Origin of the sequence: Brevundimonas sp. GW460-12-10-14-LB2 (assembly GCF_001636925.1) — a bacterium.
GTDB classification, from domain to species: Bacteria; Pseudomonadota; Alphaproteobacteria; order Caulobacterales; family Caulobacteraceae; genus Brevundimonas; species Brevundimonas vesicularis.
In genome coordinates this window covers 1,001,903-1,015,104 of the sequence record NZ_CP015511.1, presented here as the reverse complement: position 1 = coordinate 1,015,104, position 13,202 = coordinate 1,001,903, and the positions used below count along the sequence as shown (strand labels likewise).

Annotated in this window: 12 protein-coding genes; 3 read left to right on the top strand and 9 right to left on the bottom strand. The window is 66.2% G+C overall.

Annotation, left to right across the window (positions count from 1 at the left end; genetic code table 11):
* Positions 1 to 74: 74 nt before the first annotated feature.
* Positions 75 to 329 (bottom strand): hypothetical protein, encoded by a 255-nt coding sequence (locus tag A4249_RS04865; protein WP_231868772.1) that lies wholly within the window; start codon positions 327 to 329, stop codon positions 75 to 77.
* 179 nt (positions 330 to 508) lie between these two features.
* Positions 509 to 1,366, bottom strand: coding sequence for a D-alanyl-D-alanine carboxypeptidase family protein (locus A4249_RS04860; protein ID WP_066551411.1), 858 nt, complete (start codon positions 1,364 to 1,366; stop codon positions 509 to 511).
* A 105-nt stretch (positions 1,367 to 1,471) separates the two neighbouring features.
* Between A4249_RS04860 and A4249_RS04855 the strand changes: the two genes are divergently transcribed.
* The 3 genes from A4249_RS04855 to A4249_RS04845 are packed head-to-tail and all read left to right on the top strand — an operon-like array spanning position 1,472 to position 4,291.
* Positions 1,472 to 2,833: an MFS transporter gene (locus A4249_RS04855; RefSeq protein WP_066554808.1), complete on the top strand. Its 1,362-nt coding sequence runs from the start codon at positions 1,472 to 1,474 to the stop codon at positions 2,831 to 2,833.
* A 26-nt stretch (positions 2,834 to 2,859) separates the two neighbouring features.
* The gene (mazG, locus tag A4249_RS04850) at positions 2,860 to 3,624 is read left to right on the top strand and encodes a nucleoside triphosphate pyrophosphohydrolase (protein WP_066554810.1); all 765 of its coding nucleotides are present in this window, start codon (positions 2,860 to 2,862) and stop codon (positions 3,622 to 3,624) included.
* 10 nt (positions 3,625 to 3,634) lie between these two features.
* Positions 3,635 to 4,291 carry an HAD family hydrolase gene (locus tag A4249_RS04845; RefSeq protein WP_066551410.1) on the top strand — a complete coding sequence of 219 codons (657 nt, stop codon included), beginning with the start codon at positions 3,635 to 3,637 and terminating at the stop codon, positions 4,289 to 4,291.
* Between the two features lie 3 nt (positions 4,292 to 4,294).
* Here A4249_RS04845 and A4249_RS04840 read toward each other — a convergent pair whose 3' ends face one another.
* The 7 genes from A4249_RS04840 to dusB all read right to left on the bottom strand — a co-directional run bounded on the left by A4249_RS04840 (position 4,295) and on the right by dusB (position 13,198).
* Complete coding sequence (locus tag A4249_RS04840; protein ID WP_066551409.1) at positions 4,295 to 5,932, bottom strand: Na+/H+ antiporter; 1,638 nt, start codon at positions 5,930 to 5,932, stop codon at positions 4,295 to 4,297.
* 6 nt (positions 5,933 to 5,938) lie between these two features.
* A complete protein-coding gene (gene hflX / locus A4249_RS04835; RefSeq protein ID WP_066551408.1) occupies positions 5,939 to 7,252 on the bottom strand; it encodes a GTPase HflX in 1,314 nt (437 codons plus the stop codon).
* Positions 7,253 to 7,498: an RNA chaperone Hfq gene (hfq, locus tag A4249_RS04830; protein ID WP_003164861.1), complete on the bottom strand. Its 246-nt coding sequence runs from the start codon at positions 7,496 to 7,498 to the stop codon at positions 7,253 to 7,255. It lies immediately after the preceding gene.
* Between the two features lie 101 nt (positions 7,499 to 7,599).
* Positions 7,600 to 8,460 (bottom strand): D-amino-acid transaminase, encoded by an 861-nt coding sequence (locus tag A4249_RS04825; RefSeq protein ID WP_066551407.1) that lies wholly within the window; start codon positions 8,458 to 8,460, stop codon positions 7,600 to 7,602.
* Positions 8,460 to 9,866: a nitrogen assimilation response regulator NtrX gene (gene ntrX, locus A4249_RS04820; RefSeq protein ID WP_066551406.1), complete on the bottom strand. Its 1,407-nt coding sequence runs from the start codon at positions 9,864 to 9,866 to the stop codon at positions 8,460 to 8,462. Before ntrX ends, A4249_RS04825 begins: the two co-directional genes overlap by 1 nt.
* 9 nt (positions 9,867 to 9,875) lie before the next feature.
* Entirely contained in the window at positions 9,876 to 12,146 is a 2,271-nt protein-coding gene (locus A4249_RS04815) for a sensor histidine kinase NtrY-like (protein WP_066551405.1), read from the bottom strand.
* Entirely contained in the window at positions 12,143 to 13,198 is a 1,056-nt protein-coding gene (gene dusB, locus A4249_RS04810) for a tRNA dihydrouridine synthase DusB (RefSeq protein WP_066551404.1), read from the bottom strand. The genes A4249_RS04815 and dusB overlap by 4 nt, the downstream gene beginning before the upstream one ends.
* Positions 13,199 to 13,202: the final 4 nt, after the last annotated feature.

The window sequence follows — 13,202 nt, the reverse complement described above, 5'->3', positions numbered from 1 at the left end:
GGGTCGTCATTCGCAACAACGACCGTTGCTAACTTGGCGCGCTGCCGGTCCTTCCGCAAGTCCCCGACCTCAAATCACGTCTCGAATGGACAGACGGTGTCGTAAAAGGTGTTGTCGCCCGGCGTGGGGCGACCGCGGCGACAATGGAAACGGTGCTCCATCACCATCGCCTGCTGCTCGATGTTCAACGCGTCCCACCGGCAGGTCGGTTCCACGCGGTAGGCGTATGAGGCGGAGGTGTCCCCAGCTTTCAGCTTGGCAAACAGCAGATTGACGCCCTGCTGGGCCTGCCAAACGTGCGTCAGCTCGTGGACCAGAACGCCCTGCATACGATCCGGCGCGGCCGCGAAGTCTGAGACGAGCTGCGCTTGCGGCCATACGATCCAGTCTCGCCCGAACCAGCGTCCAGCCACGAACGCGCGGCGGAACGGCCAACCGATCAAACGAACGGGCGCCAGGTCGATCGCGGCCCCGAAGGCCTCTCGCGCGAGCGATTTCTCAGATTCGGTCAGGGCGCGAACGAAGGATCCCAAGGCTTCACATACTCCCAGTGCCACGGCTCATAGACATAGGGCACAAAGCCGAAACGCCCAGCGTTCGTCACCAGCCAGCGATAGGTCGCCGACCGCGCCATATATTCGCGACTGGCAGGGGTGGTGGAATCGACACCCAGACCCGGCGCTTGGCCGACGTAAAGATCGACCGCCGTGCCCGTCCGATGAGGCGAACAGACGGCGCGGCGCAGGCCGTCGCAGTTGCCCTGCTGCGCACAGCGCGCCGCGTCCGCCTCGGGATCGCGGAAGCCGGAGAAAATCTGCAGCAGTTCTGGATCGGCCCCCACCTCCGGAACCTCCACCCGCGCGGCCGCGACCAGCCGACGATAGGCGTCCAGCACGTCGCGGCGCAGCAGACGTGTCAGACGGTCGGCATGCTCTTCAGACTCGACCAGATAGCCCAGTTGATTGATCGGCGGCGGCTCGGGACAGGCGCCGCCGACGCGCGCCATGACGAACGGCCGCCGCTCCTGCCAAAGGCCGCGAAACACCTGGAATGTCGCCGCATCGAACAGGCCGGTCGGCGTCAGGCCGTGCGTCTGCTGAAACCCCGCCAGTTGTGACGCGAAGATCGGCGTGCCGGGTCCGCAGGTCGTATGCAGTTCGCGCTGGATCAGCGGCAGATAGGCCTGCCACCCCCACTCCGCCGCCCCGAACGGCGCCCATTCCATGCCGTAGGCCGACGCCGCGTTCGCCAGCCCCTGCGCCTGCCAACCGTCAGCATTGGTGTGGCACGGCCCGGCCGCCCGCGCGCCGCCGGCGAACGTCAGAACGAAGCAAACTGACAGGAACGCAAAAAGGCTTCGCCACATGTCCCACAGGAAGCCCCAAGCCGGTCGATCTCACAAGTGCATGCGTCACCGATCGCTGGCATGGTGACGCGCGGCCGACTCGCGCCGCGCCTTTCGGACCGACGCATGTCCACCGCCGCGCCGACCGCACCCCGCCGTTCCAACGCCGTGCTCGCGGCCTTTTCCGGCCCGTGCCTGCCGCTGGCGGCCTTTGGCGTCGCCCTGCCCGTCACCCTGCCGGAATTCTACGCCACCTATGTAGGCCTGGAGCTGGGAGTCGTGGCGGCCGTCTTCATGGCCGTGCGCCTGATCGACATCGTCTTCGACCCCTTCATCGGCTGGGGCATGGACAAGACCAAGACGCGGTTCGGTCGCTATCGCCCGTGGATGGCGATCTCGACGCCGATCCTGATGCTGTCGGCTTTTATGATGTTCGTCGTGGTCCAGCCCGGCGCCGGGCCGGCCTATCTCTTCGGCTGGCTGCTGGTCCTCTATCTCGGCTTCTCGATCGGCACGCTTGGTCAGCTGGGATGGGCCGCCGTGCTTGCGCCGCAGTATGACCAGCGCAGCCGGGTCTATGGCTGGTGGCAGGTGTTCAACATCATCGGCGTGATCCTGATTCTGGTGCTGCCGACCGTGGTGGTTCAGACCGGCATCGGAAACTATTCCGACGGCGTGCGCATCATGGGCTGGGCCATCCTGATCGCCCTTCCCGTCACCATCGGCCTGGCCATGGTCGCCGTGCCCGAGCCCGTGAATGCGGGCGATCAGCCGCATGGCGGCGCCAGCGCCTATCTGGGCCTGCTGAAGATGCCCACGGTCCGGAAGCTCTTGATCGCCGACCTGCTGCTGGGCGTCGCGCCCGGCATCACGGGTTCGCTGCTGTTCTTCTTCTTCGGACAGATCAAGGGCTATGACCACAGCCAGGCCGGCCTGTTTATGCTGTTCTATTTCGTCGCCGGTCTGTGCGGCGCGCCCATCTGGGCCTGGCTGGCCACGCGGATCGGCAAGGACAAGGCCCTGGCCATCGCCAGCCTGATCTTCGCGGCCCTCTATATCGCCGCCACCCTGGTTCCCGGCGGCAACTTCATGCTGACGGCAGGCGCCATGTTCATCGCCGGCCTGCCCTATGCGGCCGGCCTGTTCCTGTTGCGCGCCATGATGGCGGACGCCGGCGACGAGGTGCGGCTGGAGACGGGCGTGGATCGCACCGGACTGATGTTCTCCATCCTGTCCGCGACGACCAAGATCGGCCACGTGGTCGCGCTGATCCCCTACCTGATCCTCCAAGGTGTGGGCTTCAAGGCGGTGCCGGGCCCGATGGGCAACAGCGACTTTTCACTGCTGACGCTCCAGATCCTGTTCATTCTGGTCCCCGGCCTGCTGCTGGCCGCCGCCGCCTGGGTGCTGAAGGGCTATCCCCTGACGCCGAGGCGGCACGATGAAATCCGCCTCGCCCTGGAAGCTCGTGACGGAGCCCGCCGTTGAGACCGATCGACCGCCTGCTCGGCGTCATGGAGCGGTTGCGCGATCCCGACGGCGGCTGCCCGTGGGACGTGGAGCAAACCTTCGCCACCATCGCCCCCTACACGATCGAGGAAGCCTATGAGGTTGCCGACGCCATCGAGCGCAACGACCTGAACGAGCTGAAGGGCGAACTGGGCGACCTGCTGTTCCAGGTCGTCTTCCACACCCGCATGGCCGAGGAACAGGGACTATTCGCCTTCGACGACGTGGTCACGGCCATTTCCGACAAGCTGGAACGTCGCCACCCCCACGTCTTCGGCGACGAAGCCCAGCGCTCTTCGAAGGAACAGACCGTCGCCTGGGAAGCCATCAAGGCCGCCGAGCGCAAGGACCGCAAGAAGCCGGGCGTGCTGGACGATGTGCCGGTCGGCCTGCCCGCCTTAACCCGCGCCGCCAAGCTGACAAAGCGCGCCGGTCGCGTGGGCTTCGACTGGCCTTCCACCGACGAGGTGTTCGACAAGCTGGCCGAAGAGGTCGAGGAGCTGCGCGTCGAGATCGCCGCTGGCGACAAGGCCAAGGCGCGCGAAGAGCTGGGCGATCTTCTGTTCGTCGTCGCCAACCTGGCGCGCAAGCTGGACGTCGAACCCGAAGACGCCCTGCGCGCCGCCAACGCCAAGTTCGTACGTCGCTTCGGCTTCATCGAGGCCGAGCTGGCGAAGGACGGCCGCACACCCGACCAATCGGACCTGGCCGAGATGGACCGCCTCTGGGAGGCCGCAAAGGTCGCCGAAAAGGCCGCGCCTGAAGCCTGAGCGACCGCGCGTGACCTACGACCTGATCATTTTCGACTACGACGGCGTGGTCGCCGACAGCGAGGTGCTGAACAGCACCGTCATGGCCGAGCAACTGACCGCCATCGGCCTGCCGACCTCGCTCGACGACGTCTTGGCCGCCTATACGGGCAAGCGCTGGCGTGACAATCGGCCGGTCGTCGAGGCGGCCTTGGGTCGTGCCTGCCCTGCCGACTTCCACACCACATGGTTTGCGACCTGTCGCCAGCGCGCGCCACACCAGCTTGAGCCCGTGCCCGGTCTGCTGGACTTCGTCGCCGCCCGGACCGAGCCTCGCTGCATCGCCTCGTCCAGCGGCCCCGACTGGATCGGCGTAGGCCTGAACCTATTCGGCCTGACGGATCATTTCGACGGCGCGGTCTTTACTGGCCTGGTGGTCGAGCGCGGCAAGCCCCACCCCGACATCTTCCTGCACGCTGCCCAGACGATGGGCGTCAATCCGTCCCGCGTCCTGGTGATCGAAGACAGCGAGCCGGGCGTCACGGCCGGCGTCGCGGCCGGCATGACGGTCGTGGGGCTGACGGCGGGCGGCCATGTTCGCGACGGCCATGCCGAGCGCCTGACGGCCCGCGGCGCCCACTGCATCGCCGACAGCTATGCGGCCGTCTCCGCCTTCATGGATCGCTGAGCCTCAGAGGTAGCGCAGTTCCTGTAGATCGACGTCACGGAACAGCTTCTTGGCCGTCACCTCATCCAGCTGACGCGCCCTCAGCAGCCGCCGCAGTTCTTCGCGCTCGGCGGCCAGCCCCGCCAGCCAGAGACGACGCTCGATATCGTCCATCTTTCGCGTGCGGGCGGCGTCTTCCTCGTCCGTGCGGGTGTGGGTCTCGATCCGCTGGCGATAGGTCTCCATGATCCGGCCGGCGATGTCGGAATAGAGGTCGGGGTTGGGCTTGCCCTCCGCCATGGCGTGCGACGCGTCCTCGATGGCGCGCAGGGCGGCCGAAGCGGCCGCGACCCGGCCGCGATCCTCTTCCTGCTCGTGCGACGGCTCCGGCGGCAGTTCGACGTTCTTCAGCAACCGGGGCAAGGCGAAGGTCGCCAGCACCAGCGAAACCACGATCACACCCGCCGCCAGGAAGATCGCAAGGTTCCGCGACGGCATCGGCGATCCGTCGCCCAAGGCGAATGGAAGGGTCAGGATACCCGCCAGAGTGATCGCGCCCCGCACGCCCGCCAGAGACATCACCATGGTCAGCCGCAGACCGACCTTGGCCGGCGGCCCACGATGGCGGCGGCGAAACAGGGTCAGCTTCAGCGAGGTCCAGACCCAGACGAACCGCAGCGCCGCCAGGGTGGCGACGATGCCGAACACATAGACCGCCAGCCACCAGACCTCGGGCCGGCTGGTGCCCGCCACCACCTCGGCCGCGCGCGACAGGATCGAGGGCATCTGTTCGCCCAGGATCACGAAGATGATGCCGTTGGCGACGAACTGAACCGTGTCCCACACGACGCTGCGCCGGATCCGCGTCATCGCCATCGACTGGCCGGCGATGCCCCCACGCTCGGTGAAGCTCATCGTCACCCCGGCCGCAACCGCCGCCAGAATGCCGGACGCGTGCAGTTCTTCCGCGACCAGATAGGCCGCAAACGGGATCAGCAGGCTGACCAGAATCTGCGCGCCCACGTCCTCTCCCCAGCGTCGGCTGACAAAGCTCTTGGCGTAGCTGATGGCCATGGTGACCAGAACGCCGACGGCGACCCCGACCAGAGCCAGCCAGGCGAACGTCCCGACCGCATGACCGATCGAAAACGCTCCCGTCGTCGCGGCGGCGACCGCGATCCGCATGCAGGTCAGGCCCGTCGCATCGTTCAATAGCGACTCGCCTTCCAGAATGTGCATCAGGCGCTTCGGGATCGGCGCTCGTGCCGCGATCGCCTGAACCGCGATGGGATCGGTCGGCGACAGGATGGCGGCCAGGGCGAAAGCCACCGGCAGCGGCATCTCCGGGATCATCCACCAGATCAGGAAACCCAGACCGACGACGGTGAACAGCACCAGCCCCAGCGCCAACTCAAGGATCACCGCCCGGTCGCGAAACAGGTCTTCCTTGGGAATTCGCCAGCCGTCCAGAAACAGCAGCGGCGGCAGGAACAGAAGAAAGAAAATGTCGGGCTCAAGATCGACCGTCTTGCCCGTGATCAGCACGATGGCGGCGCCCAGCCCGATCTGAACCAAGGGCAAGGCGATGCGCGTGATCCGCGCGATCGAACCCGACACTACCACGGCCAACAGCAGAAGCAGGACGGTTTCGATCAGATGCATGAAAACTCAGTCGGTCAGGTCGGGATACAGGCGCTCAAATCGCCCGAGCGCCGCAGGGTGCAGCCGCACTGTGACGTGAGTACGGCCAAGCTCGTCGGCATCGCGCGCCGTGACCCGCCCATGTTCGTACAGCCACGCCAGGGCGTCGCCCTGATGCGGCTCGAGCGTCAGCTGCGTCTCGGGATCATCGTCGATCAGGCCGGCGATGATCTGGCGCAGAGGCTCGATCCCCTCCCCCGTCCAGGCTGAGACGGCGACCGCCTCACCGTCCTTCGCCAACCGTTCGGCCTGACCCAGCACGGTCTCGCGCGCCTCGTCGTCCAGCAGGTCGATCTTGTTCCAGACCTCCAGCACCCGGCGCGTCTTGCCCTCTGGCGTCTCGATATGTTTCAGCACAGCCTCGACGTCCTTGGCCTGGGCCGCGCTGTCGGGCGAGGCGATGTCGCGGACATGCAGGATCAGATCGGCCTCGCCGACCTCCTCCAGCGTGGCGCGGAAACTCTCGACCAGTTCGTGGGGCAGGTCGGAAATGAAGCCGACGGTGTCCGCCACGATGGCCGGCCGCCCTTGCGGCAGCCGGATAGTGCGCTGGGTCGTGTCCAGCGTGGCGAACAGCAGGTCCTTGGCGAAGACCTCCGACCCCGTCAGCCGATTGAAAAGCGTCGACTTGCCGGCGTTGGTGTAGCCGACCAGGGCGATGGTCGGGAACGGCGCCTTCTGACGCTGCTTGCGGTGCAGGCCGCGCGTGCGTCGCACCTCTTCCAACTCGGACTTCAGCCTGACGATGCGGTCGGCGATCAGACGCCGGTCCAGCTCGATCTGGGTTTCGCCGGGCCCACCGGTCGAACCGGTGCCGCCACGTTGCCGCTCAAGGTGGGTCCAGGTCCGCACCAGCCGCGACCGCTCATAGTCAAGCCGCGCCAGTTCGACCTGAAGCCGACCTTCCTTGGTCCGCGCGCGACGTCCGAATATTTCCAGGATCAGGCCCGTGCGGTCGATGACCTTCACCTCCCAGGCCTTTTCCAGATTGCGCTGCTGCACCGGCGTCAGGGCGTCGTCGATGATGACAGCCTCGGCGTCTGCGGCGCGCACGAGCGCGGCCAGTTCCTCGACCTTGCCCGTGCCGAACAGGGTCGCAGGCGTGGTGCTGCGAAGCCGCACGATCTCTTCGGCGCGCACGTCGAGGTCCAGCGCGCGGGCAAGGCCCGCGGCCTCCTCCAGCCGTTCGCTCGCCAGCCGGGGACTGTCCGAGCGTCGGTCGGGGTGAATGACGACCGCCCGGATCAGCGGGACGGTGTGGTCGATCAGTTTTTGGGTCAATCAGTCTTCTTCGGCGTCGGGCTCGTACAGCTGCACGGGCGCGGACGGCATGATGGTTGAGATGGCGTGTTTGTACACCAGCTGGGACTGGCCATCGCGGCGCAGCAGGACACAGAAGTTGTCGAACCAGGTCACGATGCCCTGCAACTTGACCCCATTGACCAGGAAGATGGTCAGCGGCGTCTTGGTCTTGCGGACCGAGTTGAGGAAGGTGTCCTGAAGGTTCTGACGTTTGTCTTGCGACATGGCAGGTTTTTCCTGTTCTTCGTTGTTCGTCGCCGTGGGAGCGGCGGGGCCGATGCAGCCAACCGCGACCTTAACCGCCGCCCGGCCGCTCGGGCAACGCCCTAAATGGCCCCTCGACGCGCCTGTTCAAGATAGAGTTCTCGCAGGCGGGTCGCCACCGGGCCGGGCTGGCCGTCACCGATTTTCACGCCGTCCAGCGAAACCAGCGGCATAACGAAGGCGCTGGCGGCGGTGACGAACACCTCGCGCGCCCGTTTCGCTTCATCGACCGAGAAGGCCCGTTCTTCCAGTTCGACACCCTCGGCGGCGGCGAGCTCGAGGACGGCTGCTCGCGTGACGCCCCGCAGGATATTGGCTTGGATGTCCCGCGTTCTCAGCCTGCCGTCCTCATCCACGATCCACGCATTGGTCGATGCGCCTTCGGTGATCAGATCCATGTCGTCATACATCAGGCACTCGTAGGCTCCGCGCTCGCGCGCCGCCTGTTTGGCCAGCACGTTCGGCAACAGGCCGACCGTCTTGATGTCGCAACGCCCCCAGCGAACATCGGGTTGGGTGACGCCCGCCGCGCCGTTCTGCGCCAAACGCTGATTTCGCGCCGGATCAATCGACTTGGCCGTCACGACCACGCTGGGCGCAATATCGGTCGGAAAGCCATGATCGCGCGGCGCCGTGCCGCGTGTGATCTGCAGATAGACCATGCCGTTGCGCACACGATTGCGCCGCACGGTCTCGCGCAGAACGACGCCCAAGGCGCCGGCGCTCATCGGAATGTCGATCTTCAGTTCGCTCAGACTGCGGTGAAGGCGGCTCATATGACCTTCGAAATCGGCCAGCCGCCCGTCGAAGACCGACCAGACCTCATAGACGCCGTCTGCAAACTGGAAACCGCGATCCTCGATATGGACCACGGCCTCGCCATGCGCGCTATACGCGCCATTCACATAGGCGACGCGTGACATCAGGCCGGCTCTTCTTCATCGCCGCCGCGCGCTGGCGAGACGCCCAGCGACTTCAGCTTTCTATGCAGGGCCGATCGCTCCATGCCGATGAAGGCGGCGGTGCGCGAGATATTGCCGCCGAACCGCATGATCTGCGCCGCCAGATACTCCCGCTCGAAGACCTCGCGGGCCTCGCGCAGCGGCAGGGCGATGGTGCGCTCGCCGCCCAGGTTCGCCGTCCCGCCGTTAGAGGTCGCCACCTCCTGCGGCAGCATGTCGGCGGTGATCGTTTCCGCCGGATCGCCGGTCGCCAGGATCAGCAGACGCTCGATATTGTTGCGCAGCTGGCGAATGTTTCCGGGCCACGGGTGGACTTGCAGCACCGCCACCGCATCGTCCCCGACGATGCGTTTGGGCAGCCCTTGCGAGGCGCTGATCGTGTCGACGAAATATTCGACCAGTTCGGCGATGTCCTCGCGCCGTTCCGACAGCGGCGGGACACGGATCGGCACCACATTCAGACGGTGGAACAGGTCTTCGCGGAAACGTCCCTCTGCGATCTCGGCCTTCAGATCGCGCGAGGTCGACGTCACGACGCGGACATCGACCTGCACGTCCTGCTCTCCGCCGACACGTCGGAACCGCTGGTCCACCAGAACGCGCAGGATGCGGCTCTGGCTCTCGCGCGGCATGTCGCTGATTTCATCGAGGTACAGCGTGCCATTGTGGGCGCGCTCGAACACGCCGATCTTGCGTGGACGGCCGTCCTGGCCCTCCTCGCCGAACAGTTCGACATCCAGACGTTCCGGCGTCATTCCAGCGGCCGAAATCGCGACGAACTCGGCGCGCGCGCGCGGGCTGGCTTCGTGGATCTGACGCGCAACCAGTTCCTTGCCCGAGCCGGCCGGTCCGGCGATCAGGACCCGACTGTTGGCCTGCGCCACCTTGGCGATGGTGCTGCGCAAGGCCTGCGCAGCCTGTGATCGGCCGATCAGACCCGACGGCGTCATGGTCGCCGCGCGCAGGCGGCGGTTCTCGCGCCTTAGCGTCGCCGCCTCGATAGCGCGTTCGACCACGACGACGAGCCGATCCGACTTGAACGGCTTTTCGATGAAGTCATAGGCGCCGCGCTTCAGCGCCGTCACCGCCGTCTCGATATTGCCGTGACCGGAAATCATCACGACCGGCAGATCAGGATCCAGTTCCTTGACGACCTCCAGCAGCTCCAGCCCGTCCAGCCCGCCGCCCTGCATCCAGATGTCCAGGATCGCCAGCGACGGCTTCCTCGCCCGGATCGCGGCCAGGGCCTCGTCGGAGTTGGCGGCCACGCGCACGGCATGCCCTTCGTCCTCCAGCAGGCCGGACACCAGGTCGCGGATATCGGCCTCGTCGTCGACAACGAGAATGTCGGAACCGGTTGGTCGCATCTTGCCTCGCTATTCGGCGGCCAGGGTCTGGAGCTTGCGCTCCGTGCCCTCGCCGCCTTCACCGTGGGGTTTCAGGGGGAAGATCATGCACACGCGTGCGCCGCGCAGGGTCTGGGCGTCGGCCAGCTTCAGCTCGCCGCCATGGTCCTCGCAAATGCGTTTGACGATGGCCAAGCCCAGGCCCGTGCCCTTCTCGCGCGTAGTCACATAGGGTTCGGTCAGGCGATCGCGGTCGCGCGCCGGCAGACCCACGCCGTCGTCTTCGATCACGAAGGTCGCGACGCCGTCTTCGACTGTCAGCGACGCGATCACGCCCGCACGATCCGACGCCGCCGCCTCGCCTGCCGCGAGCCGGTGCGCCGCAACCGACTCGCCCGCGTTCTTAAGGATGTTGATCAGCGCCTGCCCCACCATGCGGCCGTCGGCCTGCATTGTCGCCTTGGGCAGAGGCTCGGTGATGTCGACGACGATGTCCGGCGCGGCGACCCGCTGGGCGAACACCGCCTCGCGCAGCATTTCGGCCGGGTTCTCGGGCGCGAAACGCGGCGCCGGCATGCGGGCGAAGGACGAGAACTCATCGACCATGCGACCGATGTCTCCGACCTGGCGGATGATGGTGTCAGTACACCGGTCGAAGATTTCGACATCCTCGCCGATCCGCGCGCGGTATTTCCGCTTCAACCGCTCGGCCGACAACTGGATCGGCGTCAGCGGGTTCTTGATCTCATGGGCGATGCGACGGGCCACGTCGCGCCAAGCCGCGTTTCGCTGGGCCGTCACCAAGCGGGTGATGTCGTCGAAGGTCAGGACCATCTCGCCACCCAAGCCACCTTCGATCCGAACGCGCAGCCGCCGCGTCTCTCCGCCCCGGCTGACGTCGATGTCTTCCTCGATATGGGCCTCGGCGCGCCGCACCAGATCGCTCAGCTCTGGCGACAGGGCCGCGAGTTCATGGCCCAGAACCTCGGCGTCGTCGATGTGAAGCAGTTGCAGGGCGCTGTCGTTTATCGCCGACACTCGCCCACGCTTGTCCAGGCCGATGACCCCGGCGCTGACGCCAGACAGAACGGTCTCGATGAAGCGGCTACGATCATGCGCCTCGTCGCTCGCGGCCTTTAACGCCGCCTGCTGCGCCTGCAGATCGCCGGTCATGCGGTTGAAGGCGTCCGACAGGGTAGCGATCTCGGCTGGGGCGCCGTCGCTGTCGACCCGAGCGGTGAAGTCGCCGCCCGCGACCTGTCCCGCCGCCTTCACCAGCCGACCGATCGGCGCGGAGATGCTGCTGGCCGCCGACATTCCCAGCCACACCGCCCCGACCAGCACCAGCAGCGCCGTTTCCAGATAGCTGAGGATGAAGGCCGACTGTATACGGGCGCGGCTCTCCTGAGCTTCCCGATAAGCCTGGATCGACTGAACCGACGTGTTCATTCGCGCCACAAGGCCGTCCTGAAGCGGACGCACCAGATAAAGATAGGCGTCGCCATAGGCTGGCAGGGCGATGATCGACCGGACGGCGTCTGGATGCTGCGTGACGGTCTGCGGAGGCTGCCCGCCTTCAGCTGCGGCCGCGAGTTCATCGCGCGGCGGCGCAAGATAGGGAGGCGCGCCTGTCTTTTCAGCGCGAGCCAGCACCTCGCCCTTGCCATCCAGAATATAGATGGCGGGATAGCCGAAGATGTCCCCAACTTGGCCTAGGGCGTCGTTAAACTGAATGCGATCAGCAAACAGGCTTCTCGCGCTTCCCAACTGATCCGAAATGGTGACCAGATCAGCATCCATTGCGGCCGAAACGTCCTGGATATAGGCGCGGCCCACGATCGCTCCGTTCTCGACCGAGGCCTGGACGTTCTGGCTGAACCATTGGTCTACGCCTCGATTGACCAGAACGCCGAACACCAGGGCGATCAGCACCGACGGGACCAGGGCCACCATCGAGAACAGGGCGACGAACCTCAAATGAAGGCGTGAACCCGCTTCGTCGGTGCTGCGCACCAAGGTCAGCACGCGCCGGCCGACGATGATGGCCAAGCCGGAAATCAAAAGCAGATTGGCGGCCAGAACGATCAGCGCGATCTGGCTGCTCGATCCGCGCGCCGACCCCGATGTGGCGCCCGGCGCGACCGCCACCAGCCAGATGGCCGCCGCCGTGATCGCGACAGCCAGAAAGAACGCCAGTCCGAAGCCGGTCCGCGCCCGTTCGCTATCGACCCACCCCCAGAACGACCCGTCGTCCGACGCAAGGTCGGGCGAAGCGGTGCGTGCTAAAGGCGTATCCGTCATGCCACAGCAGTCTCCAACACCTGTGGCCCATTTTCAACAGCAGACTTACCCAACCGAGGCAAATCCGGCCGCCACAGTTCGTGCATCGCGTCTTCGACGGCCATCGGATCATCCAAGCGGCAAATTCTTGCCTTGGCCTCACGACGGTGTTGCGGATCGGCCGGCCAAGGCGCCTGTTCGATGTACCAACCCAGATGTTTGCGGAACATCTTCAGACCCAGCGGCAGGCCGTAGAACTCGGCCGACGCCCGCATGTGCTCGATCACGATCGCCAGACGCTCTTTCGGTCCGGGTTCCTCCAGCGCCACGCCGTCGATCAGCGCCCGCTCAAGATGCGCCGCCAGCCATGGCCGACCATAGACGCCGCGTCCCAGCATCAATCCGTCAGCGCTCGACTGCGCCAAGGCCTGGCGCGCTTCATCGGCGGTGATGATGTCGCCATTGACGATGACGGGAATGCCGACCGCCGCCTTCACCGTCCCGACTGCATCCCAATCCGCTTGCCCGGTGTAGAACTGCTTTCGCGTGCGGCCATGCACCGTGACGGCCTTGACGCCGATCGCTTCCGCACGGCGGGCCAACTCGGCGGCGTTCCGGCTCTCGTCGTCCCAGCCCAGGCGCATCTTGACTGTCACCGGCCGATCGGTCGCCTTGACCGCCGCCTCCATGATCCGACACGCCAGATCCGGCGTCCGCATCAGAGCCGAACCGGCGGCCGAGCCTGTCACCTCCTTGGCCGGACAGCCGAAGTTTAGATCCACGATGTCCGCCCCAGCCTTTTCCGCTATCCGCGCCCCCTCGCCCATCTGTTCGGGATCACGCCCAACAAGCTGGATGACGGTCAGCGGCAGACCGGCTCCCACGGCGGCGCGCCGCACGACGTCCGGCCGCGCCCGCGCCAGTTCCTTGGCCGCCACCATCTCTGTCGCGACATAGGCGGCGCCCAGTCTGCAGGCCAGCACGCGGAACGGCAGGTCGGTCACGCCGGTCATCGGCGCCATCAGCACCTGGCCGGGCACGGTCACATCGCCGATTTGCAAGGTCTTGGGCATTTCT

Bases quoted from the DNA above. Each gene is read 5' to 3' on its own strand.
- A4249_RS04865 (WP_231868772.1), bottom strand. From the start codon at position 329: ATGCAGGGCGTTCTGGTCCACGAGCTGACGCACGTTTGGCAGGCCCAG.
- A4249_RS04860 (WP_066551411.1), bottom strand. From the start codon at position 1,366: ATGTGGCGAAGCCTTTTTGCGTTCCTGTCAGTTTGCTTCGTTCTGACG.
- A4249_RS04855 (WP_066554808.1), top strand. From the start codon at position 1,472: ATGTCCACCGCCGCGCCGACCGCACCCCGCCGTTCCAACGCCGTGCTC.
- mazG (WP_066554810.1), top strand. From the start codon at position 2,860: ATGGAGCGGTTGCGCGATCCCGACGGCGGCTGCCCGTGGGACGTGGAG.
- A4249_RS04840 (WP_066551409.1), bottom strand. From the start codon at position 5,932: ATGCATCTGATCGAAACCGTCCTGCTTCTGCTGTTGGCCGTGGTAGTG.
- hfq (WP_003164861.1), bottom strand. From the start codon at position 7,498: ATGTCGCAAGACAAACGTCAGAACCTTCAGGACACCTTCCTCAACTCG.
- A4249_RS04825 (WP_066551407.1), bottom strand. From the start codon at position 8,460: ATGTCACGCGTCGCCTATGTGAATGGCGCGTATAGCGCGCATGGCGAG.
- ntrX (WP_066551406.1), bottom strand. From the start codon at position 9,866: ATGCGACCAACCGGTTCCGACATTCTCGTTGTCGACGACGAGGCCGAT.
- A4249_RS04815 (WP_066551405.1), bottom strand. From the start codon at position 12,146: ATGACGGATACGCCTTTAGCACGCACCGCTTCGCCCGACCTTGCGTCG.
- dusB (WP_066551404.1), bottom strand. From the start codon at position 13,198: ATGCCCAAGACCTTGCAAATCGGCGATGTGACCGTGCCCGGCCAGGTG.